This window comes from Novosphingobium sp. JCM 18896 (genome assembly GCF_025938095.1).
GTDB lineage: Bacteria > Pseudomonadota > Alphaproteobacteria > Sphingomonadales > Sphingomonadaceae > Novosphingobium.
The window spans coordinates 443,990-465,960 of sequence record NZ_JAPCZF010000001.1 but is presented as its reverse complement, the minus strand read 5'-3'; the positions used below and the strand labels follow the sequence as shown (position 1 = coordinate 465,960).

The window sequence follows — 21,971 nt, the reverse complement described above, 5'->3', positions numbered from 1 at the left end:
CCTAGCAATGCGAGGCCCGGCGCGAAACCGCGGACGAGCCTTTTTCCCGAAGCTTTTTGACGATTCCGGCCCGGTTTGGCATCACCGCCGCCTTTGCTGCGGAGGGGAACCCGTCATGAACCGTCTCATGCTCGCCGTGCTGCCGCTCGGCCTGGTTCTCGCCGGCTGCAGCAAGGGCGAACATGGCGAAGCCGCGCAGGAGGTCAGCGCACCGGCGCGGGATGCCGCGGCGAGCAAGGCGGAGGCCGGCGGCAAGCCCGCGCCCGGCGCTTCGCAAGCCGCGACGATCGCGGTCACCGTGCCGAAGATCGCCTATGTCTACGACTACGGCTACCGCGTCTCGGCCGAGCGCATGCCCGCGCTCCAGCGCAAGCACGCCGATCTCTGCGAGAAGCTGGGGCCCAGCCAGTGCCGCGTGCTCGAACTGCGCCAGTCGGGCGCCGAGGGCGACTATGCCTCGGGCTCGCTCGCGCTCGACGTCGCCGCCCCGCGCGCCCGCGCCTTCGGCGCCGAACTGGCCAAGGCGGCCGGAGCGGCCGGCGGCGAGGAGGTGTCGAGCGGCATCACCGGCGAGGACCTGTCGAAAAAGATCATCGATACCGAGGCGCGCCTGCGCGCGCGCAGCCTGCTGCGCGACCGGCTGATGGAGGTCCTGGCGACGCGCAAGGGAAGCGTCGCCGAACTGGTCGAGGCCGAGCGCGGCGTCGCCCAGGTCAACGAGGAGATCGACGAGGCGCGATCCTGGCTGGCCGAGATGCAGGGCCGCGTCGACTTCAGCCGGGTCAACCTCAGCTACAGCGCCGGCGGGCCCTCGGGCGGCGCCTTCACTGCGCCGATCCGCGATGCCCTGGGCAATGTCGGCGGCGTGCTCGGCTGGACCTTTGCGGCGATCATCATGGCCCTGACCGTGCTGGTGCCGATCGGCACGCTGCTTCTGGTCTTGCGGGCGATCTGGCGGCGACTGCGCCGAACCGCCGCCTCGTTGCAGGAAAGCGAGACGCTGCCCCAATGATCCGGGGCGGCCGGGAACGGCTCGCTCCGCCAGGACTTGATGGAGGGCAGCCAAGGAGCTTTCCGTCATGTCCAAGCGCGTCCTCATCCTCGCCACCGACGGTTTCGAACAGTCGGAGCTGATCGAGCCTCGCAAGCGCCTCGAACAAGCCGGCATCGAAACCGTCGTCGCCAGCCCCAAGCGCGGTCAGATCAAGGGCTGGAACCACGGCGACTGGGGCGAGAGCGTCTCGGTCGATGCCGGTCTCGACGAAGTCTCGGCCGAGGACTTCGACGGCCTGCTTCTGCCCGGCGGACAGATGAACCCCGACGCACTACGGCTCGAGGAGCGTGTGATCGAACTGATCGAAGACTTCGACGAGGCCGACAAGCCGATCGCGGCAATCTGCCACGGCCCCTGGTTGCTGATCGAAGCCGACGTGGTCGACGGCAAGACCGTGACCGGCTGGCCCTCGATCCGCACCGACCTGGAGAACGCTGGCGGCGACGTGGTCGATCAGGAAGTGGCGATCGACGGCAATCTCATCACCAGCCGCAAGCCCGACGACATTCCGGCCTTTTCCAAGGCCCTGGTCGACGCTCTTGCCGACTAGCGGAGCTGCATGTCGCGCGCTTCGCCGGGAATGCGCGCTTCGATGCCGTCCAGTTCGGCCGTCAGCGTGATCTGGCACGAGAGGCGGCTGGTGCGCGTGACGTCGGCGGCGAGGTCGAGCATGTCTTCCTCGTCGGCCGAGGCCGGGCGCAGCTTGTCGAACCATTCGGGGGCGACGACGACGTGGCAGGTAGAGCAGGCCATCTGACCCTCGCAGGTGCCCTCGAGCGGCATGCCGGCGGCCTGCGCGACCTCGAGCAGGCGCGTGCCCTCGGCGGCCTCGGCCGCGACGCGCGCGCCTTCTGCGGTGATGAACGTAACTGCGACCACGTCAAACTCCCTGCGCCGCCGCCGCGGCGACGATCCGTGCGCAGGCATCCTCCAGTTCCCCGAGGATGGTATAACGTCCGAATCCGATCCGAATAGAGCCTTTCGCCGCCGAGTCCGTGAGCCCGATCGCACGCAGGACATGGCTCGTCCGACCCGACCCGCTGGCGCAGGCCGAGCCTGCCGAAAAGGCCAGGTCGCGCAGGTCCGACATCAGCCGCGCGACGTCGAGCCCGTCCTTGCGCAGGTTGAGATTGCCGTGCCAGCGCGCCTCGGCGCTGCCGTTCAGCGTCCAGCCGGCGAACAGCGCGCGGGCGCGATCCCAGAGCGGCACGACATGGGCATTGTCCGCCGCCATCCGCGCCGCCGCCAGCTTCGCCGCCGCGCCGAATCCGGCACAGAGCGCCGGGCTCAGGGTACCCGAGCGCAGGCCGCCCTCCTGGCCGCCACCGTGGATCAGCGGCGCGAGCTCGACGCCGTCGCGGATCCACAAGGCGCCGATGCCCTTGGGGCCGTAGAGCTTGTGCGCCGACAGCGCGATCAGGTCTGCTCCCTCGGGCGCCGCGAGCTTGCCCGCGCCCTGGACCGCATCGCAGAGGAACAGCGCGCCGGCGGCGTGCGCGGCCTCGGCCAGCGCGGCGACGGGCTGGATCGTGCCGATCTCGTTGTTGACCTGCATGACCGCAACGAGATCGGTACCCGCCGGGATCGCGGCATTGGCCGCGACCAGGCCCGAACTGCCGACCTCCAGCGTGTGGACTTCGGCGCCGCTGGCGCGGGCCGTGTCGATCACGGCAGCGTGCTCGATCGTCGAGACCGAGATCTTGCGCGGTTTGCGGCCGAGGATCGCGAGGTTCAGCGCCTCGGTGGCGCTGCCGGTGAAGACCACGCGACCGCCCGGCGGCAGCAGCGCCGCGACCTGATCGCGCGCCAGCTCGACCGCGGCGGCGGCGGCGCGGCCGGGGCGGTGCGGGCTGTGCGGGTTGGCGAAGCCAAGCGCTTCGGGGCCTGCCAGCCAGGGCAGCATCGCCTCGCGGGCTTCGGAGGCGAGCGGCGTGGTCGCCTGGTAATCGAGGTAGGTCATGCCCCCGTACGATCCTTTCCGGCAATCTCGCGCCAGGCATCGAGGAAGCGGGCGATGTCAGCCTCGGTCGTTTCACGCCCGATACTTACGCGAATCACTTCGGACGCAGCCTTATCCTCCAGCCCCATCGCGCCGAGTACGTGGCTGGTACGCAGCGAGCCCGACGAACAGGCGCTGCCCGCCGAGACCGCCAGGCCCATCGCGTCGAAGCGGATCAGTTGCGCCGCGGCCGAGATTCCCGGCATGCGATAGGCGCCGATCGTCGGCAAACGGGGCGTTTCAGCGGCGATCACGGCGCCGCCGGACGCACAGATTGACAGCTCCAGTTGCTGCCGCATTGCGGCCGCGTTCGCGAGCCAGCCGCCCCCCTGCTCGAGCGCGGCGACCATCGCCAGGGCGCCGGGCAGGTTCTCGGTACCGGCGCGATAGCCGCGCTCCTGTCCGCCAGTCGGTTCGAGCAGCGCCCAGTCGCGCACCAGCAACGCGCCCATGCCGATCGGCCCGCCGAACTTGTGCGCCGAAAGCGCGATCAGATCGGCATCGGGCAGCGCGAGCTTGCCCGCACTCTGCGCGCAGTCGGCGAGCAGCAGCCCGCCCGCCGCGCGCACCGCCGCGACGATCGCGTCCAGAGGCTGGATCACCCCGGTCTCGTTGTTGACCTGCTGGACCGCGACCAGTCCGGTCCCCGCCGCTGCTGCCGCGACCGCAGCGGGATCGACGAGCCCCTGCCCGTCCACCGCCAGCCGCTCGGCATCGCCGGCATGGCGCAGCACCGCCTCGTGCTCGACCGACAAGACCGCGGCGAGCGGCTGGCGGCAGCGCGTCAGCGCCAGGGTCAGCGCCTCGCTCGCGCCCGAGGTGAAGATCACCTCGCCGCGCCAGCCGAGCGCCTCGGCCAGACGCGCGCGCGCATCCTCGAGCGCCGCGCGCGCCGCGCGTCCCTCGCGGTGCGGGCTCGACGGGTTGGCCCATTGCGCGAAGCCCGCGAGCATGGCCTCGCGCGCCGCGGGCAGCAGCGGCGTGGTGGCGGCGTGATCGAGATAGAGGCGGTCGGCGGTCATGACCTGAGTATCGTTGGCCCGAATATCATGGGGTTAAGCATCTTGCGGCAAAATGTTGTTTTCGTGGTGGCGGTTTCTATATAGCGCATCAATTCCCGTTAGAATCTTACGGACCGATCGCCAGCCGAACCCGGCGGGCGAACGTCGAGATTCTCATTCACCAGGTATACCGACAATGCCAGCAGTCATTTTCCCCGGTCCCGAGGGTCGCCTCGAAGGCCGTTTCCAGCCCGGCCCGCGTCCGCGCGCACCCGTCGCGATGATCCTTCATCCGCACCCGCAGGCGGGCGGCACGATGAACGACCGCATCACCCAGGCGATGTACAAGACCTTCGTCAACCGCGGCTTCGCGACCCTGCGCTTCAACTTCCGCGGCGTCGGCCGCAGCCAGGGCAGCTTCGACAACGGCATCGGCGAACTGTCCGACGCGGCCGCAGCGCTCGACTGGGTGCAGTCGATCCATCCCGAGGCTTCGACCACCTGGATCGCCGGCTATTCGTTCGGCGCGCTGATCGGCATGCAGCTCTTGATGCGCCGCCCCGAGATCCGTGGCTTCATCTCGGTCGCACCGCCGGCCAACATGTACGACTTCAGCTTCTTGGCGCCCTGCCCGGCCTCGGGCATCATCGTCCAGGGCGTGTCGGACACGGTGGTGACGCCGAACGCCGTGCAGAAGCTGGTCGACAAGCTGCGCACGCAGAAGCACATCACGATCCATCACGACGAGATCCCGCGCGCCAACCACTTCTTCGAGAACGAGCTCGACGAGATGATGCGCTCGGTCGACAACTATCTCGACATGCGGCTCTCGCCGGATTGCCCGATCAAGTAAGAACCAAGCTGGCGGCGCGGATCAGTTCTGCGCCGCCGCCGTTCCGGCCAGCGACTGGCCGCCCGAAGTCGGCAGGGTCCAGATCGCGACATTGATCGCCAGGATCGCCGCGAGCACCAGCATCAGCACGATCTGCTTGCGCCCGCCACCGCGGCGCCAGAGGAAGGCCGCGCCGGCGATCAGCGCGACGACGGTCAGCACCAGCAATGACAGCGCAGTAGAAGCCATCAGATGCGATCGGCGCCGCTGTCGTTGACGTCGGAGGTCAGGGTGTCGGCAAGATCGCCGAGCCCACCGCTGCCCTCGGCACCGCTGCCACCCGCACGCGCGGTGATATAGCCGCCGACCAGCATCGCCAGCGCCGGCAAGACACGCGCGCCGAGCTCGGGATCGAGCCCCTCGGCACGCTCGGCCTCGACCAGCACCGCGCGGCGCGCCACTTCGGGGCCCAGAACGCGGTCGAGCAGCAGATTTCCGGGTGTCGTGTCGAGCGGCCCCGGCCCCATGATGTCGGCCGCGAGCTGTCCACCGCCCAGTTCGGCCAGCACGTCGACGAGCGACTGGACACCGGCATCACCCTCGCCCAGCGTGTCGGCAGCCTGACGCAACCCGGCGAGAAGCGCGGGCAACAGAGCGGTCACGGCCGCCGAGACGTCAGCCGGGCTCGCGCCGATCTGGCGCGAAAGCGCATTGATGCCCCCGCTGCGTCGCAGCGTGGTGAGCCAGTCCATGGTGCCCTCCTTGATGAGGCACTTTATATTTGTCGCGACCTTGGCGACCGTCTACGCGTCAGACGGTGCGTTGGATAGTGGACACACTATAATAATTTATTGCTGCCGGATGGCAGCCGGCCGCGCCTGGCACTCGCTTCCTTAACCTTTGCCGAACAGACCCTTCGCCAGATCGGTGACGTCGTTCAACGGATTGCCGTCGCCATCACGATCGAGCATCGCGAACAGACCCGAGGCCTGCGGATGATCCTTGAGCGTGCGCGCGAATTCGCCGAGCGAGCCCTCGCCGCCGATCTGCTCGACGATCTGCCCGAGCACGCCGCTGTCCAGCCCGGTCTTGGCGGCCGCGCCGGCGATGGTATCCCCCGGTTCGGCGTGAGATTGCCCGAGCGCGGCAATCGCCTTCTCGGCCAGAGCCGGCTGAATCCCGAGCTTTTCCGCCATATTGGCAACGTCGACGTGCTGACCGAACTGACCGAAGATGCTGTTGAGGATGCTCATGGGCTTCGACTCCGCATTGGGGACGAGGAGCATGCGCCGATCCCCGACGGAAGCAAGCAATACTGAGACAGGGGACGCGGCGCCAAAGCCCCACGTTGTCAGCAGCGATGCGAAGGGCTAACCCGCAAGGCCGAGCCGCTTTCGAGGATCCGCACACCAGTGACCACGGCCGAGCCGCCAGCCCCCTCCTCCACCGGCGAACCCGTCGACGTCGCACCGACCGTGCCGCAGCAATGCATCGCGCTGGTCGACGACGACCGCAACATCCTGACCACGCTGTCGATCTTCCTCCAGGCCGAGGGCTTCGCCACGCGCGTCTATGCCGATGGCGAGACTGCGCTGAAGGCCCTGCTCGAGAACCCGCCCGATCTGGCCATCTTCGACATCAAGATGCCGCGGATGGACGGGCTCGAACTGTTGCAGCGGCTGCGCGACCGTTCCTCGTTGCCGGTGATCTTCCTGACTTCGAAGGACGAGGAACCCGACGAGGCGCTGGGTCTCGCGCTCGGCGCCGACGACTACATCACCAAGCCGTTCAGCCAGCGCCTGCTCGTCGCGCGTATCCGCGCGATCCTGCGCCGCACCGAACTGGTCCGCGCCGAGCCCGACGAGCCCGTGCCCGAGGGCCTGCCCGAGCCGATCCAGCGCGGCCGGCTGACGATCGACCCCGCGCGCCACAGCGTCACCTGGGACGACAAGGCCGTGTCGCTGACCGTCACCGAATTCCTCATCCTCGAATCGCTGGCGATGCGGCCTGGTGTGGTGAAGAGCCGCAACCAGTTGATGGACGCCGCCTACAGCGACGACGTCTTCGTCGACGACCGCACGATCGACAGCCACATCAAGCGCCTGCGCCGCAAGTTCCGCGGGGTCGATCCGACCTTCTCGGCGATCGATACGCTCTACGGCGCCGGCTATTCGTTCGCCGATGGCTGACGACACCGATGGCCTGATCCCCGAGCGGCTGTTCTGGACGCGGCGCGTCTCGCTGGCCTCGCGCATCCTCGCGGTCAACGTCGTCGCGCTGGTGCTGCTCGCGGGTTCGGTGTTCTACCTCGACACCTATCGCAACCGCCTGATCGCCGAGCGCTTCGGCCTGGCCCGCGCCGAGGTGCAGATCACCGCCGATGCGCTCGGCCCGCTCAACCGCACCAAGCGCAAGGCGCTGCTAATGCGCGTCGGCGCCGAGCAGAAGCTGCGCATCCGCCTCTACGACCGCAAGGACAAGCTGATCGCCGACAGCTTCGAGCTGGTCGGCCCGGCCTTCACCTTCGTCGATCCCGAGAAGGAGCCGTGGTACATGCACGCCGCGCGCGGGCTCGACCGCAGCCTCGACTTCCTCGTGCGCGCGCCGGAGATCCCGAACTACGAGGAATCGGACAAGGCCGCCGGCTTCCCCGAGATCGCCGAGGCGCGCAGCACCAAGGCCACGGTCATGCGCCAGCGGCGCGCGCCCGATCGCACGCCGGTGATCACCGCGGCGGCACCCGTCGGCGAAAAGGGCGACGTGCTGCTGACCATGCGCAATTCGCCCGACATCACCCAGAACATCCGCGACGCGCGGCAGACCCTGGCGATCATCGTCGGCGCGGCGCTGCTCGTCTCGATCCTGCTCTCGCTGTTCCTCGCGCGCACGATCATCCAGCCGCTGCGCCTGCTGGTGCGCGCGGCGATCCGCGTGCGACTGGGGCGCGACCGCCAGGTCGTGGTCCCGCGCCTGCCCGAACGCCGCGACGAGATCGGCATGCTCGCGCGTTCGATCTCGGACATGAGCGCCGCGCTGAGCCAGCGCATCGACGGCGTGGAGTCCTTCGCCGCCGACGTCGCGCACGAGATCAAGAACCCGCTCGCCTCGTTGCGCAGCGCGCTCGAGACGCTCGAACGCGTCGAGGATGCCGAACTGCGCCGCCAGCTCCTCGGCATCGCCACCCACGACGTCCGGCGGATCGACCGGCTGGTCACCGAGATCGCCGATGCCAGCCGGATCGACGCCGAGCTCAGCCGCACCACCTTCGAGCCGGTCGACATGGTCCAGCTCGTGCTCGCTCTGGTCGAGGCGCGCGACACCCGCGGGGTCAACGGCGAGACGCGGATCGAGGTCACCCACCGCCGCGCCGGCTTCTGCGTCGTGCCCGGCGATCCGGCGCGGCTCGAGCGCGTGCTCGAGAACCTGCTCGACAATGCGGTGTCGTTCTCGCCGCCGGGCGCGATGATCGAGATCAGCATCACCGGAGATGACGAACAGGTCGGCCTCACGGTCTCCGACCACGGCCCCGGCATCCCCGAGAGCGAGCGCGAGAAGGTTTTCGAGCGGTTCCACTCGCTGCGCCCCGCGGACGAGGACTTCGGCAGCCATTCGGGGCTCGGCCTCGCCATCGCCCGCACGATCGTCGAGGCGCATTACGGCACGCTGACCGCCGAGGACCGCTTCGACGGCCAGCCCGGCGCGCGGCTGGTGATCGTCCTACCGGCTTGGGATCAGGGGTGATTGTGGCCGTGACACTCCCCATCGCCGCCCCCGCTCCTCTCCGTTCGCCCAAACCTCCGTCATCCCCGCGAAGGCGGGGATCCATCTCCGGGGCTCTCATCCGGCACGGCCGTTCGATCGGAGAGCGAAGGAGATGGATCCCCGCCTTCGCGGGGATGACGGGTGGGCGGAAGAGCTTGCGTACCCCTCCTTCGTTTCACGAGGTTCGCCCATGACCCCCCACCAGGCCACCTGTGTCGCGATCGACGGGCGCGCCGTGCTGATCGAGGGCGCGCCCGGCACGGGCAAGTCGAGCCTGGCGCTGGCGCTGATCGATCGCGGCGCCGTGCTGGTCGGCGACGACGGCGTGATGCTCGAAGCGCGCAAGGGTCGGCTCGTCGCCATGCCGCATCCCAACACGCGCGGGCTGATCGAGGTGCGCAACCTGGGGCTGTTGCACGAGCCGGTCTGCGACGAGGCGCCGGTCGCGCTGGTGCTCGTGCTCGATCCAGCGGCGCCGCGCTTCGTCGAGCACCCCGAGAGCGTCGAGCACGCCGGCATCGCCCTGCCGATGCTGCGCCTCGCGCCCGAGGGCACGGTGCTACATCTCAAGGCCGAACGGGCACTTACCTATTACGGACTCAGCCTGGGTTAAGTCTCTGCGGGGTAAAAGGCGCGTCTTCGCCCTTCCCTTTCGATGGTGAGAAGCGCACACTTCCGCGATCCATGTCCAGCGACACCGACACCGACCAAGCCGCCCTCGATCAAGGCCCGCAAAGGATCCTGCTGGTCACCGGCCTGCTCGGCGCGGGCAAGACGACGGTGCTGCGCGTGCTCGAGGACCTGCGCTGGGAAGCACTCGACAATTTCCCCGTCCGCCTGCTCGAACGGCTGATCGACACCACCGCATCGTCCGCGGGCCAGGGCTCGCCCGCCGATCCGCGCCCGCCACTGGCGATCGGCTTCGATGCGCGCACGCGCGGCTTCAACCCGCACGACATCATCGAGCGCGTGAAGAAGCTGAGCAAGCGCGCCGATCTCGAAGTCACCACCCTGTTCCTCGACTGCGCGAGCCGCGAGCTCGAGCGGCGCTACAACGAGACCCGGCGCCGCCACCCGCTCGCCGCCGACATGCCCGTCGCCTCGGGCATCCTCGCCGAACGCGAACTGCTCGAACCGCTGCGCCGCTGGGCCGACAGCGTGATCGATACCACCGCTTATTCGACCAACGATCTCCAGCAGGTGATTCGCGAGCGCTTCACGCCGACCGACCAGCCGCTGACCTTGACCGTTTCCAGCTTCGGCTTCTCGCGCGGCATGCCGCCGGTCGCCGACCTCGTCTTCGACATGCGCTTCCTCGACAACCCGCACTGGGTCGACGAGCTGCGCCCGCTGACCGGCCGGGACGCGCCCGTCGGCGAGCACATCCGCCAGGACCCGGCTTTCCCCGAGGCTTATGCGCGCATCCGCGACCTGATCCTCATGCTGCTCCCGCGCTACGAGGCGCAGGGCAAGGCCTACGTCGACATCGCCTTTGGCTGTACGGGCGGACGACACCGATCGGTGTTCGTCGCCGAAGAGATCGGAGCGGCCTTGCGTGCCGCCGGTTTTTCGCCCACATTGCTGCACCGCAACCTGGGCTCGCGAGCTGCCGACCTCATAGAAGGAGGAGTGGCCTCGTGAGAAAAGCCAAAGCTATCCAGGCGGTTTCGCAGGGCCTTCGGAGCAATTTTCCAGCATGATCGGTATGATCCTGGTGACCCACGGCAATCTTGCCGAGGAGTTCGTGAATGCGATGCAACATGTCGTCGGCCGCCAGGAGGCGGTCGCGACCGTGTGCATCGGACCCAATGACGACATGGAGCGTCGCCGCCACGAGATCGCGACCGCGATCAAGCGCGTCGACAGCGGCGAAGGCGCCATCATCCTGACCGACCTGTTCGGCGGCACGCCGTCGAACCTGGCGATCTCGCTGATGCAGGCCGGCCGGGTCGAGGTGATCGCGGGCATCAACCTGCCGATGCTGATCCGCCTCGCCAAGGCGCGCGAATGCATGTCGGTGACCGACGCGGCGATCGCCGCGCGCGACGCCGGCCGCAACTACATCACCATGGCGTCCGAGTACCTCGGCCAGCACGCCTGAGGAGCCAACATGCATGAGGGAGCAGGCATGATCGCGCTCAAGGAAACCGTCCAGATCATCAACCAGCGCGGGCTGCACGCGCGCGCCAGCGCCAAGTTCGTCAACATGGTCGCACTGCTGCCCGATGGGCTGCAGGTGGCGGTCAGCAAGGACGGCACCGAGGCCGCGGGCGGCTCGATCCTCGGCCTGATGATGCTCGGCGCCGCCAAGGGCGACACGATCGAGATCGCCGTCAGCGGCGACGGCGCCGAAGCCGCACTGCTCAAGCTGGCGGGCCTGGTCAAGGACGGCTTCGGCGAGGATTGAGGCCAGCCGCGCGCCGGCATGCTTCGACACGCTCAGCATGAGCGGATGTGGTTTTAAGCCGCAAAGCACCCAGACCCGCTCGCCCTGAGCTTGTCGAAGGGCCGCCGCCGCCCTAACCGCTTACCCATGCTCCGCACGATCACCGGCTTCTCCAACCCCACGGTCAAGTTCCTGCGCTCGTTGCGCGAGAAGAAGCACCGCAAGCAAGAAAAGCGCTTCCTCGCCGAGGGCCTGCGCCTGCTCACCGACGCGCGAGAGAGCGGGCACCTGCCCGAAATGCTGGTCATGGCGATCAAGCGCGATCCCCATCCGCTGCTCGATGCGCTGATCGCCGAAGTTTCCGCGAACGGCGGCGAGGTGATCGAGATGGACGAGGAAATCCTCGCCAAGGTCACCGGCAAGGACAACCCCCAGGCCGTCGCCGGCGTCTTCGCCGAATTCGACACGCGCCTCGCGCAGCTCGACCGCGCCGCCGCGCCGATCTGGCTGGTGGCCCAGGCGCTGCGCGATCCGGGCAACCTCGGCACGATGCTGCGCACCGGCGACGCGGTCGGCGCGGGCGGGCTGATCCTGATCGACGACTGCGCCGATCCCTTCTCGGTCGAAGCCGTGCGTGCCTCCATGGGCGCGGTGTTCACCCAGAAGATCGCCCAAGCGCGCTGGGACGAGTTCCACGCCTGGCTGCGCGCCGGGGACGGCCAACTGGTCGCCGCCTCGCTGCGCGACTCCACCGACTATCGCACCGCGCCCTATGCCGCGCCGTGCTTCCTGATGGTCGGCAACGAATCGCGCGGGCTGCCCGAGGACTACGAGCTCGCCTGCGACCTGCGCGTGCACATGCCGATGCTCGGCCGGGCGGACAGCCTCAACGCCGCGGTCGCCGGCGCCGTGCTTGCCTACGAGGCGCTGGCGCACCTGCGCCCCAAGGCCTAGGCTGCGTTCAGCGCGCGATCAGGCGCGTTCCTGCAGGAGAGTGCCCATGCGCAAGCTCTCGATCCCCCTCGCCCTGCTGGCGCTCCTCGCCGGATGCGCCACGACCTCGACCGGAACCGCACCCACGCCAAAGCTCGTTTTGGCCGACAGCGAATGGCGCGTCACCACGATCGACGGCACTCCGCCGGTCGGCGAGGCCAGCCTGGCCTTCCGCCCCGACCGCCTGGTCGCCTCTGCCGGCTGCAACCGCCTGGGCGGCACCTGGAGCGAGAATGCGGGCAAGCTCGTGGTCGGCCCGCTGATGAGCACCAGGATGTTCTGCGAGGGCAAAATGGAACAGGAACGCGCGCTGAGCGACCTGCTCGGCGGCGAGCCGGCGGTGACGCTGAGCGGGGACCGGCTGAGCCTGCGGACCACGGCGCATGCGGTGGAGCTGGTGCGGAAGTAGGGTTTCACGCGAAGACACGAAGGACTAGGCGAGAAACCTAACCTCCGTCACCCCCGCGAAAGCGGGGGGCCATCACCCGAGTTCTCCCACCAAACTGCGGTGCAGGACGAAAGCCCCGGAGATGGGCCCCCGCTTTCGCGGGGGTGACGGCAAATTTTTGGCGCCCCTTCGCGTCTTCGCGGCTTCGCGTGACCCGGCCCTCAATCCCCCGCCAGCACCGCGGTGATCTTCCAGTCCTGGCCCTGCTTCACCGCGAGCAGGCGATGCGCGAGCAGGCTGCGCAGCTTGTCGGTGGCGACGTAGCCGGTCTTGCCCGCGGCGCTCTTCACCTGCTGGAACGGCGCGCCGGGCGACAGCCCCTTGGTCAGCGAGACGAGATCCCACGACAGCGTCTCGCTCACCGCCGCGCCGGGCTTGGCCTCGGCGAGCAGCGGCACGTTGACGCCGGTGACGAGCATCGCCGAATAGGAATCGACGTCGCCGACTTCCTGCTGGAAGTACCAGGGCACGGTCAGCCCGCCACCGTCGCTGCCCGCGCAGCCGAGCGGCAGCAGCGCCGCGAGTTCGTTCATCAGCTTGCCGTCGGGTGCCTTGAGCGCGGCGCGGAAGCGCTGCACGCCGTCCTGCCCGCCGAAGCCGAGGCGGATGTCGGGCGTGGCCATCGCTGCGATCGCCTCGGCATCGCGCGCCTGGACCGCGGCGGCGAGCCTTTCGCGGAAGGCGCGCGCGCCGGGGATCGTGCCGCATTCGTCGCGCGGCGCCCATTTGCCCGGCTGGCGCGGCTCGACCTGGCTGTCGAGCCAGAGCCCCGCCGCCTTGGTGGGATCGGGATCGGAGGCATTAGGGGCGGGCGCCGGCGTCGCCGCGACGCTGGCGGCATCGCTGGGCGGGGCCTGCGGCGGCTTGGGTTCCGAATTGCAGCCCGCGAGCAGGACCAGGGCCGTCAGACTGCCAAGACCGAGATACCGCATCCGCTTCCTTTCGCCGGTTATTCCTGTTCGGTCTCAACCAGCAGCGGCACGGCGGGTTCCGTCGCGGCGCTCTCGGCATAGCGCGGCGAACTCTCGACCAGCGGCACTTCCTCGATCTCGCGCTTGCCGATCTCGATGTGCTTGTCGCGCAAGCGACGGCCAGCCGAGAGAACGTTGCGTTCGAAGCTACCGACGAACTTGTTGTAGTTGTCGACCGCACTCGACAGCCCGCTGCCGACACGCTTCATGTGCTCGGCCGCGACCGCGAGGCGGTCGTAGAGCTCGCCGCCCATGCGGCCGATCTCGCGCGCCTCGCGCGCCAGGCCGTCCTGCCGCCAGACCTGCGCCACGGTGCGCGCGATCGCGACGAGGTTGGTCGGCGTCGCCAACAGCACGCGATTGCGAAAGGCGAAGTCCCAGAGCTCGGGGTCCTTCTCAAGCGCCGCGGCAACGAAATGTTCGCCGGGTACGAACATCACGACGTAGTCGGGCGCGTCTTCGAACTGACTCTGGTAGCTTTTGGCGCCGAGCGTCTGGACGTGGTTGCGCATCGAGGCGACGTGCTGCGCCAAGGCGCTGTCGCGCACGAGATCATCCTGCGCCTCGAACGCTTCCTGATAGGCGTTGAGCGAGACCTTGGCGTCGATCACGAGCTTCTTCTGACCGGGAATGTTGACGATCGCGTCCGGGCGCAACCGGCCTTCTTCGGTTTCGATCGAATGCTCGGTGACGAAGTCGGTGTGTTCCGAGAGACCGCATTGTTCGAGCACGTTCTTGAGCTGTTGCTCGCCCCAGCGACCGCGAGCTTTTGGCGCATTGCGCAGCGAGTTGCCGAGCCGAGCAGCCTCCGCGCGGACCTGCTCCTGCCCAACCCGCATGCCTTCGATCAGCCCGGTGAGTTGGCCGAAGGCATCGACGCGCTTCGCTTCGAGCGAGGAGACATGATCCTCGTAGCTCTTGAGCCGTTCGCCGACGGGCGCAAGCAGCGCCTTGATCTGCTGGGCGCTCTTCTCCTCGGACACGGCGAACCGCTCCTGCGCACGCTGCAAGAAAGCCTGCTGCGCGCCTTCAAGCACTTTGGCGCCGGCGACCGCGAATTCCTTCTTCAGCGCTTCCTGCGCTTCCATCAGCAGCCGCTGCTTCTCGTCGAAGTTCGCGGCATTGGCCTTCAGCGTCGCCAGTTCGGCGGCCAGCACCTCGCGCGAGGCGCGCAGGTCGGGCAGTTCGGCGGCGAGGCGTTCGGCGCTGTCGGCCCGCGTCGCGGCCGTGGCCAACTGGCCCTGGAGCACGGCGTTGCGTGCCTGCGCCTCGCTGAGCTCGCTCGCGAGGCCATCGGCGCGCATGGCGCGTTCGCTGGCGCCGGCCAGTTCGGTGATCGCGCGGCGGAACTTCTCGTCGAGCTCACGCGCCTCGCCATCGCGCGCGAGGAAGCGCTGGCGCATCTCGGCGACGGGGCGGCCGCCGAGGAACCAGCCCAGGCCGAGGCCGACGACGAGTGCGACGATAACGAACAGAGCGGCTTCCACGGCATCTTCCCATCTGGAACGAAATGGGAACCTAACCGAGCATCACCGCCAACACAACCGTCGCCCCTGCGCAGGCAGGGGCCCAACCGACTTATCCACCATCGCCACGGTAGCGTCGGCGCGAAAGCTTGGTTGGGCCCCTGTCTGCGCAGGGCCGACGATTGTCGAGGGCAGAGGCGCAACGCCCCTTATCCGTCATCCCCGCGAAGGCGGGGATCCATCTCCGAAGCGCTCGTCCTGCATCGCCGCGCGATCGGCAGGCAGGGGTGATGGATCCCCGCCTTCGCGGGGATGACGGGATTGGGGTTACGTGAGATCAGGATCTAAGTGGCGAGCAGCGCCGGCCGGAGAGCCCCCAGCCTCAAGCCGCGCGGCGCAGCTTTTCCAGCTTCTTCACCGCCATCTGGCGCTTGAGGCGCGAGAGGTGGTCGATGAACAGGATGCCCTCGAGGTGGTCCATCTCGTGCTGGAGACAGGTCGCCATGAGGTCGTCCATCTCTTCCTCGTGGACCTTGCCGTCGATGTCCTGCCAGCGCGCGCGGATACGTGCGGGGCGTTCGACTTCGGCGAAGATCTCGGGGACCGAGAGGCAGCCTTCGTTGTAGATCGAGGTTTCTTCCGACGGATCGAGGATTTCGGGGTTGATGAAGACCCGCGGTTCCCTCTTGGTCGGCTGGTGCGTGTGCTCGTGGCCGCCGTGGGCGGTGCAGACCTCGGGCTCGGCATCGGGATCGTCGGGCTGGAGGTCGATGACGAGCACGCGCAGCGGCACGCCGACCTGGATCGCCGCGAGGCCGATGCCCGGTGCGTCGTACATCGTCTCGAACATGTCGGCGACGAGCGTCTTGAGTTCCTCGTCAAACTTTTCGACGGGGGCGGAGACCTGCTTGAGACGCGGGTCGGGAATCTCGATGATTTCGCGGATGGCCATGGGGGCCAGATAGTGCCGAAGCGTTAGAATCGCAACCTGGCGCGTGGGCCTTCGCAGCGCTGCGCCTGATGCTTCGACAAGCTCAGCATGAGCGGGTTTTGTTCAAAGCCGGAAGCACCCAGCCCCGCTCATCCTGAGCTTGTCGAAGGATGCTCGCGCTACCCCACCGGCCTTCTCGCCCGCAGGGCCTGGGCCAAGGTGCCCTCGTCGAGATAGTCGAGCTCGCCGCCCACGGGCAGGCCGTGCGCGAGCTGGGTCAGGCGCACCGGATAGGCCTCGAGCCGTTCGGCGATGTAGTGCGCGGTGGTCTGGCCTTCGAGCGTAGCGTTCATCGCCAGGACCACCTCGTCGATGCCGCCCTGGGCGACGCGGTCGATCAGCCGGCCGATCGTCAGGTCCTCGGGCCGCACCCCGTCGAGCGCCGAGAGCCGGCCGCCCAGGACGTGATAGCGTCCGGTGAACAGCCGTGCGCGGTCGAGCGCCCAGAGATCGGCGACGTCCTCGACCACGCAGAGCGAGCGCTGGTCACGCCGCGGATCGGCGCAGATCGCGCAAGGATCGCTGGTGTCGACATTGCCGCAGGTCTGGCACTCGACCAGAGTCTCGCGCACCGCGGCGAGCGCGTCGAGCAGTTGGACCAGCGAGCTTTCGCGCCGCTTGATCAGCCATAGCACCGCGCGCCGGGCCGAGCGCGGTCCGAGCCCCGGCAGGCGCGACAGGGCGGATGTCAGGGTCTCGATCTCTTGCGATGCCATCCTCGCCCAGATAGGGCGCATGCGCTCATAGGGAAAGCCTTTCGCATATGCGCGTCATCTTCATGGGAACCCCCGATTTCGCCGTGCCCGCGCTGGTCGCGCTGGCCGAGGCCGGGCACGAGGTCGTCGCGGCCTATAGCCAGCCGCCGCGCCCCGGCGGCCGCCGCGGCAAGGAGCTGACCCCCTCGCCCGTCCAGCGCGAGGCCGAAGCGCGCGGCATTGCCGTGCGCCACCCGGTCTCGCTCAAGGGCGCCGAGGAGCAGGCCGCCTTCGCCGCGCTCGCGGCCGACGTCGCCGTGGTCGCCGCCTATGGCCTGATCCTGCCGCAGGCCGTGCTCGACGCGCCCCGGCACGGCTGCATCAACATCCATGCCTCGCTGCTGCCGCGCTGGCGCGGCGCGGCGCCGATCCACCGCGCGGTGCTGGCCGGCGACAAGGAGACCGGCGTGACGATCATGCAGATGGAGGCCGGGCTCGACACCGGGCCGATGCTGGCGATCGAGCGCACGCCGATCGAGCGCAAGACCACGGGTCAGCTGACCGAGGAGCTCGCCGAGATCGGCGGGCGGCTGGTCGTTCAGGTGCTGTCCGACCTCGCCGCCTATCCGCCCGAGGTGCAGCCCGAGGACGGCGTCACCTATGCCAAGAAGATCGACAAGGCCGAGGCGCTGCTCGATTTCAGCCTGCCCGCGGTCCAGGTCGAGCGCCAGGTCCGCGGCTTCGCGCCGGTGCCCGGCGCCTTCTTCGAATTCGAGGGCGAGCGCTACAAGGTGCTGGCGGCCGAACCCGCGGACGGCGGCGGCTGGCCGGGCTCGGTCATCGACGACCGGCTGACGATCGCCTGCGGCCAGGGCGCGCTGCGGCCGACACGGATCCAGCGCCAGGGCAAGCCGGCGATGGACGTCGCCGAACTGCTGCGCGGCAAGCCGATCCCGGCGGGAACCTCACTCAAGCAGCACGGCCAAAAGTGACGCGTTTCGCGCTGACCCTCGAATTCGACGGCGGGCCCTTCATGGGGCTGCAGCGGCAGGCGCATGGGCCGTCGGTGCAGCAGGCGGTCGAGGACGCCGCCCATGCGGTGACCGGCGAGACCGTCATCATGCACGCCGCCGGCCGCACCGACGCGGGGGTCCACGCGCTGGCGATGCGCGCGCATGTCGACATCGCCAAGGACCTCACTCGGTTCCGCCTGCAGGAAGCGCTCAACGCACGGCTGCGCCCGGCCCCGGTCGCGGTGATCGGCTGCGAGGTCGTGCCCGACGACTGGCACGCGCGCTTCTCGTGCCTGGGCCGGTCCTACCGCTATCGCATCGTCAACCGCCGCGCGCCGCTGACGCTCGATCGCGGCAAGGCCTGGCTGGTCGGCGGCCCGCTCGACGAGGCGGCGATGCACCGCGCCGCCCAGGCGCTGATCGGGCTCCACGACTTCACCACGTTCCGCTCAGCCCATTGCCAGTCGGCGAGCCCGCTCAAGACGCTCGACCGGCTCGACGTGAAGCGAGTGGGCGAGGAGGTGATCGTCGAGACCGAAGCCCGGTCCTACCTCCACCACCAGGTGCGCTCGATGGTCGGCTGCCTGGCGCTCGTCGGACTCGGCCGCTGGCCCGAGAGCCGGATGGCCGAAGTCCTCGCCGCGCGCGATCGCAAGGCGCTCGGGCTCAACGCGCCGGCCGATGGTCTTTACTTCACCGGCGCCAAGTATCCGACAGATGCATCGGATATGAATGCGAAGTTACCCACCGGACAGGTGCTTTAACCAGATACTAGGGAACTTCGCTTACCTGCCCCACCCGAATTCAAAGACATAAGGGAAACCGGACCGTTCAACGAAACGGACCGGAACATTGGGGGCATTGCTGGATGGTCGTTTCTTCTCCGCCAGGGCACAAGCTGATCGTCGAGACGCCGCTGAGCCTGCTGGCCCTGACGCGTCACCACGTCGAGGCGCACGAGGAGAACTGGTTCGCCCGCTGCCGCGCCGACTATCTGCGCGCCTTCCCGCTGTCGCTGCTCGAAACCGTCCGGCTCGCGCTCCTGCTGCTGCTCGTCGGCCCCCGCACCAATCCGGTGTTCACCCTGCTGACCATGCTCGGCTGGTGCGCGGTCATGGCCATGCAGCGGTCGGTCCGCCACAAGGAAGCCCGCCGCGAATTCGACGAGAAGCGCGCGCTCAAGTACCGCGTCAGCGTCATCCGGCTGCGCGCCGCCTGGTGGGCCTGCGCCCTGCTCGCCGCGCTGCTGATCGCCCCCGAAGCCAGCATGGACGGCCTGATCGCGCTGGGCGTGGCGATGATGGTGATCGACGGCATTTCCGCCATGTCGGTGCCGCATCTCGGCCTGGCCGCCAGCGCCAGCGGCGCCGCCGCGGTCAGCGTCGGCCTGCTGTCGCGGACCGGCTGGGACGGCGCGGCAGTGGCCGTCACGGTCTGGGTGATGACCTGCTTCATGCACTGGTCGCTCTACAACCTCTACTACATGTTCGCGACGCGCCGCATCCGCACGCGGCGGCTCAGCCAGTCGAACGAGACCATCCAGCTACTGCTCAACCAGTACGACGACGAGGGCAGCGACTGGCTCTACGAGATCGGCTCGAAGTTCCAGATCTGGCACCCCTCGCAGCGTTTCGCCGATGCCTGCGGCCGCAAACCCGAGGAGCTCGAAGGCCTGTCGCTGATCGAACTGCTCGGCGACGTGCCCGAGGCCGCCGACCTGCGCGCGCTGTTCGACGAGGGCCGCGCCTTCCGCAACGTCGTCGTGCCGATCCGCGTCGACGGCGTCGAGCACTGGTGGTCGCTCAACGGCCGCCCGATCCTGCGCGAAGGCCAGACGATCGGCTGGCGCGGCTTCATCGCCGACATCACCGTGGCCAAGCGCGCCGAGGCCAAGGTCGCCTTCATGGCGCACTACGACGTGCTGACCCAGCTGCCCAACCGCACCTTGTTCAACGCCACGCTCGACCGCGCCTTCCACCGCACCGCGCTCGATGGCTCGATCGGCCTGCTCTACGTCGACCTCGATCACTTCAAGGCGATCAACGACGGCCACGGCCATGCCGTCGGCGACAAGGTGCTCGTCGAGATCTCGCGCCGGCTCGAAGAGGTCGTGCGTCCGCGCGACATGATCGCGCGGCTCGGCGGCGACGAATTCGTCATCCTGATGACCGATCTCGATTCGCCCGCCGCGGGCCTGGCGATCGCCGAGCGCGTGCTCGGCGCGGTCGGCAACGCGATCGAGATCGACGGCCAGATCATGCCGATCGGCGCCTCGATCGGCGCGGCCTTCGCCCCCACCGACGGCCAGACGGGCGACGAACTGCTGCGCGCCGCCGACCTCGCGATGTACAACGCCAAGTCGCGCGGCCGCCGCGGCATTTCGGTGTTCGACCCCGACATGCAGGTGCAGATGCAGGAGCGCCGCGCGCTCGAGCTCGATCTGCGCGCCGCGATAGTGCGCGGCGAGCTCGAGCTGCACTACCAGCCGCTGCTCGACATCAACCGCGGCGTCACCGCCGGCTACGAGGCGCTGCTGCGCTGGAACCACGCGACGCGCGGGACGGTATCGCCCGACGTGTTCATCCCGATCGCCGAGGAGACCGGCGTCATCGTCGAGATCGGCGAATGGGTGATCCGCACCGCGCTCGCCGAAGCCGCGGGCTGGCCCGAGGACCTGACCGTCGCGGTCAACATGTCGCCCGCGCAGATGAAGGACGGCAACCTGCTGTCGGTCGTGGTCAGCGCCCTGGCGCAGAGCGGCGTCACCCCGAACCGGCTCGAGCTGGAGATCACCGAGAACCTGCTGATGCAGGAATCGGAGGAAGTCCTGGCCACGCTGCACAAGATCCGCGCCCTCGGCGTGAAGATCGCGCTCGACGATTTCGGCACGGGCTATTCGTCGCTGAACTACCTGCGCAGCTTCCCCTTCGACAAGATCAAGATCGACCGCTGCTTCGTCTCGGAACTGGCCGAGCGCGAGGACTGCCAGGCGATCGTCCGTTCGGTGATCAGCCTCGCCAACGAGCTCAAGATGACGACGACGGCCGAAGGCGTCGAGTTCGGCGAACAGCTCGAGAAACTGCGCAAGGACGGCTGCGACCAGGCCCAGGGCTTCCTCTACAGCCGCGCGGTGCCGGCGGGCGAGCTCGAGTTCAAGCCGGGTCAGAAGCGAGCGGTGAACGAGTGAGGCACCACCCTCACCGCTGCGACTAGGTTCGCCTAGGGCTCACCAAGTCTCGCTGCCTCTCCCGCCAGCGGGAGAGGGGTTTGGTAGCACCACCTTCTCCCGCTGGCGGGAGAAGGATAGCGCAGCTTGCCGCGTCAGCGGCTAGCGAAGCTTGGATGAGGGTGGCGGAAGCTCAAGCCTTCGCCACCACGCTCTCGGGCAGGTCGGTGCCGAACACTCGCTGGTAGTATTCGGCCACCAGCATCCGCTCGGTCTCGTCGCACTTGTTGAGGAAAGACAGGCGGAAGGCGAAGCCCGGATCCTTGAAGATCGCGGTGTTCTGCGCCCAGGTGATGACCGTACGCGGGCTCATCACGGTCGAGATGTCGCCGTTGATGAAGCCCTGGCGGGTCAGGTCGGCGACCTTGACCATGTCGGCGATCTGCTTCTCGGGAATGCCCGTCGCCTTCTTTCCGACGATCTCGGTCTCGACCGCCTGCGGCAGGTAGTTGAGCCCGACGACGATGTTCCAGCGGTCCATCTGGCCCTGGTTGATCGCCTGGGTGCCGTGATAGAGGCCGCTCGTGTCGCCGAGGCCGACGGTGTTGGCCGTCGCGAACAGGCGGAAGAACTGGTTCGGGCGGATCACGCGGTTCTGGTCGAGCAGGGTCAGCTTGCCCTCGGTCTCCAGAATGCGCTGGATCACGAACATCACGTCGGGACGGCCCGCGTCGTATTCGTCGAAGACCAGCGCGGTCGGCGTCTGCAGCGCCCAGGGCAAAAGGCCTTCGCGGAATTCGGTGACCTGGAGGCCGTCACGCAGCACGATCGCGTCGCGGCCGATCAGGTCGATACGGCTGATGTGCGCGTCGAGGTTGATGCGGATGCAGGGCCACTTGAGCCTTGCTGCCACCTGCTCGATGTGCGTCGACTTGCCCGTGCCGTGATAGCCCTGGACCATGACGCGGCGGTTGAAGGCGAAGCCCGCGAGGATCGCCAGCGTGGTGTCCGGATCGAACACGTAGCTGTCGTCGAGGTCGGGCACGCGCTCGTCGGCTTCGGAAAAAGCCGGCACGGTCATGTCGATGTCGATGCCGAAAACCTCGCGCACGCTCACTTCGGTGTCGGGCGCGGGCAGACGGGTGGTGCTGGTGGAAGTGTCAGTCATCGCGGCGAACGCCTATACGCGCCCGC

At 68.5% G+C, this 21,971-nt stretch carries 25 protein-coding genes; 14 read left to right on the top strand and 11 right to left on the bottom strand.

Translation table 11 applies throughout. From position 1 onward, the window contains the following. Positions 1-115: 115 nt before the first annotated feature. Both OLX23_RS02220 and OLX23_RS02215 read left to right on the top strand, forming a co-directional pair. Positions 116-1,012 (top strand): DUF4349 domain-containing protein, encoded by an 897-nt coding sequence (locus OLX23_RS02220; RefSeq protein WP_264442670.1) that lies wholly within the window; start codon positions 116-118, stop codon positions 1,010-1,012. Positions 1,013-1,079: 67 nt separating this feature from the next. After that, the gene (locus OLX23_RS02215; protein ID WP_264442669.1) at positions 1,080-1,604 is read left to right on the top strand and encodes a type 1 glutamine amidotransferase domain-containing protein; all 525 of its coding nucleotides are present in this window, start codon (positions 1,080-1,082) and stop codon (positions 1,602-1,604) included. On the opposite strand, the gene OLX23_RS02210 is transcribed toward OLX23_RS02215, so the two are convergent. From OLX23_RS02210 to OLX23_RS02200, 3 genes are read right to left on the bottom strand one after another with little or no spacing between them, the layout of a single operon-like run. Continuing rightward, entirely contained in the window at positions 1,601-1,933 is a 333-nt protein-coding gene (locus tag OLX23_RS02210; RefSeq protein WP_264442668.1) for a 2Fe-2S iron-sulfur cluster-binding protein, read from the bottom strand. The genes OLX23_RS02215 and OLX23_RS02210 overlap by 4 nt on opposite strands. 1 nt (position 1,934) lies before the next feature. Next, on the bottom strand, positions 1,935-3,014 hold the full coding sequence (locus tag OLX23_RS02205; RefSeq protein ID WP_264442666.1) for a cysteine desulfurase family protein: 1,080 nt from the start codon (positions 3,012-3,014) through the stop codon (positions 1,935-1,937). After that, complete coding sequence (locus OLX23_RS02200; RefSeq protein ID WP_264442665.1) at positions 3,011-4,075, bottom strand: cysteine desulfurase family protein; 1,065 nt, start codon at positions 4,073-4,075, stop codon at positions 3,011-3,013. Before OLX23_RS02200 ends, OLX23_RS02205 begins: the two co-directional genes overlap by 4 nt. Before the next feature lie 175 nt (positions 4,076-4,250). Between OLX23_RS02200 and OLX23_RS02195 the strand changes: the two genes are divergently transcribed. Continuing rightward, the gene (locus OLX23_RS02195) at positions 4,251-4,907 is read left to right on the top strand and encodes an alpha/beta hydrolase (protein WP_217401153.1); all 657 of its coding nucleotides are present in this window, start codon (positions 4,251-4,253) and stop codon (positions 4,905-4,907) included. 21 nt (positions 4,908-4,928) lie between these two features. Here OLX23_RS02195 and OLX23_RS02190 read toward each other — a convergent pair whose 3' ends face one another. The 3 genes from OLX23_RS02190 to OLX23_RS02180 form a co-directional block, all read right to left on the bottom strand. Further along, positions 4,929-5,135, bottom strand: a complete 207-nt coding sequence (locus tag OLX23_RS02190; protein ID WP_264442663.1) for a hypothetical protein — start codon at positions 5,133-5,135, stop codon at positions 4,929-4,931. Continuing rightward, complete coding sequence (locus OLX23_RS02185) at positions 5,135-5,638, bottom strand: DUF937 domain-containing protein (protein ID WP_264442661.1); 504 nt, start codon at positions 5,636-5,638, stop codon at positions 5,135-5,137. Before OLX23_RS02185 ends, OLX23_RS02190 begins: the two co-directional genes overlap by 1 nt. A 141-nt stretch (positions 5,639-5,779) precedes the next feature. After that, on the bottom strand, positions 5,780-6,172 hold the full coding sequence (locus tag OLX23_RS02180; protein ID WP_319641287.1) for a hypothetical protein: 393 nt from the start codon (positions 6,170-6,172) through the stop codon (positions 5,780-5,782). A 189-nt stretch (positions 6,173-6,361) separates the two neighbouring features. On the opposite strand from OLX23_RS02180, the gene OLX23_RS02175 reads away from it, so the two are divergent. The 8 genes from OLX23_RS02175 (at position 6,362) to OLX23_RS02140 (ending at position 12,436) form a co-directional block, all read left to right on the top strand. Beyond that, positions 6,362-7,075 (top strand): response regulator transcription factor, encoded by a 714-nt coding sequence (locus OLX23_RS02175; RefSeq protein ID WP_264443711.1) that lies wholly within the window; start codon positions 6,362-6,364, stop codon positions 7,073-7,075. Then, positions 7,068-8,627 carry a sensor histidine kinase gene (locus tag OLX23_RS02170; protein ID WP_264442660.1) on the top strand — a complete coding sequence of 520 codons (1,560 nt, stop codon included), beginning with the start codon at positions 7,068-7,070 and terminating at the stop codon, positions 8,625-8,627. The genes OLX23_RS02175 and OLX23_RS02170 overlap by 8 nt, the downstream gene beginning before the upstream one ends. Positions 8,628-8,838: 211 nt before the next feature. Further along, positions 8,839-9,261: an HPr kinase/phosphorylase gene (locus OLX23_RS02165; protein WP_264442659.1), complete on the top strand. Its 423-nt coding sequence runs from the start codon at positions 8,839-8,841 to the stop codon at positions 9,259-9,261. A 71-nt stretch (positions 9,262-9,332) separates the two neighbouring features. Continuing rightward, on the top strand, positions 9,333-10,289 hold the full coding sequence (rapZ, locus tag OLX23_RS02160; protein ID WP_264442657.1) for an RNase adapter RapZ: 957 nt from the start codon (positions 9,333-9,335) through the stop codon (positions 10,287-10,289). A 55-nt stretch (positions 10,290-10,344) separates the two neighbouring features. Further along, entirely contained in the window at positions 10,345-10,749 is a 405-nt protein-coding gene (locus tag OLX23_RS02155; RefSeq protein ID WP_264442656.1) for a PTS sugar transporter subunit IIA, read from the top strand. A gap of 27 nt (positions 10,750-10,776) precedes the next feature. Next, entirely contained in the window at positions 10,777-11,055 is a 279-nt protein-coding gene (locus tag OLX23_RS02150; RefSeq protein ID WP_264443710.1) for an HPr family phosphocarrier protein, read from the top strand. A gap of 126 nt (positions 11,056-11,181) precedes the next feature. Further along, complete coding sequence (locus OLX23_RS02145; protein ID WP_264442655.1) at positions 11,182-11,988, top strand: TrmH family RNA methyltransferase; 807 nt, start codon at positions 11,182-11,184, stop codon at positions 11,986-11,988. Positions 11,989-12,034: 46 nt separating this feature from the next. Then, positions 12,035-12,436 carry an META domain-containing protein gene (locus OLX23_RS02140; protein ID WP_264442653.1) on the top strand — a complete coding sequence of 134 codons (402 nt, stop codon included), beginning with the start codon at positions 12,035-12,037 and terminating at the stop codon, positions 12,434-12,436. 200 nt (positions 12,437-12,636) lie between these two features. Here OLX23_RS02140 and OLX23_RS02135 read toward each other — a convergent pair whose 3' ends face one another. From OLX23_RS02135 to recR, 4 genes are all read right to left on the bottom strand, one after another. Beyond that, positions 12,637-13,407, bottom strand: coding sequence for a hypothetical protein (locus OLX23_RS02135; RefSeq protein ID WP_264442650.1), 771 nt, complete (start codon positions 13,405-13,407; stop codon positions 12,637-12,639). Between the two features lie 17 nt (positions 13,408-13,424). After that, entirely contained in the window at positions 13,425-14,933 is a 1,509-nt protein-coding gene (rmuC, locus tag OLX23_RS02130) for a DNA recombination protein RmuC (protein ID WP_264442649.1), read from the bottom strand. A 361-nt stretch (positions 14,934-15,294) separates the two neighbouring features. Then, positions 15,295-15,864: a peptide deformylase gene (gene def / locus OLX23_RS02125; protein ID WP_264442647.1), complete on the bottom strand. Its 570-nt coding sequence runs from the start codon at positions 15,862-15,864 to the stop codon at positions 15,295-15,297. 158 nt (positions 15,865-16,022) lie between these two features. Further along, positions 16,023-16,619, bottom strand: a complete 597-nt coding sequence (gene recR / locus OLX23_RS02120) for a recombination mediator RecR (protein ID WP_264442646.1) — start codon at positions 16,617-16,619, stop codon at positions 16,023-16,025. A 47-nt stretch (positions 16,620-16,666) separates the two neighbouring features. On the opposite strand from recR, the gene fmt reads away from it, so the two are divergent. The 3 genes from fmt (at position 16,667) to OLX23_RS02105 (ending at position 20,798) form a co-directional block, all read left to right on the top strand. Beyond that, complete coding sequence (gene fmt, locus OLX23_RS02115) at positions 16,667-17,590, top strand: methionyl-tRNA formyltransferase (protein ID WP_264442645.1); 924 nt, start codon at positions 16,667-16,669, stop codon at positions 17,588-17,590. Beyond that, positions 17,587-18,375 (top strand): tRNA pseudouridine(38-40) synthase TruA, encoded by a 789-nt coding sequence (truA, locus tag OLX23_RS02110; protein ID WP_264442644.1) that lies wholly within the window; start codon positions 17,587-17,589, stop codon positions 18,373-18,375. Before fmt ends, truA begins: the two co-directional genes overlap by 4 nt. A gap of 104 nt (positions 18,376-18,479) precedes the next feature. Further along, complete coding sequence (locus OLX23_RS02105; protein WP_264442642.1) at positions 18,480-20,798, top strand: putative bifunctional diguanylate cyclase/phosphodiesterase; 2,319 nt, start codon at positions 18,480-18,482, stop codon at positions 20,796-20,798. A 172-nt stretch (positions 20,799-20,970) separates the two neighbouring features. On the opposite strand, the gene OLX23_RS02100 is transcribed toward OLX23_RS02105, so the two are convergent. After that, the gene (locus tag OLX23_RS02100) at positions 20,971-21,945 is read right to left on the bottom strand and encodes an AAA family ATPase (protein WP_264442639.1); all 975 of its coding nucleotides are present in this window, start codon (positions 21,943-21,945) and stop codon (positions 20,971-20,973) included. Between the last annotated feature and the right edge of the window lie 26 nt (positions 21,946-21,971).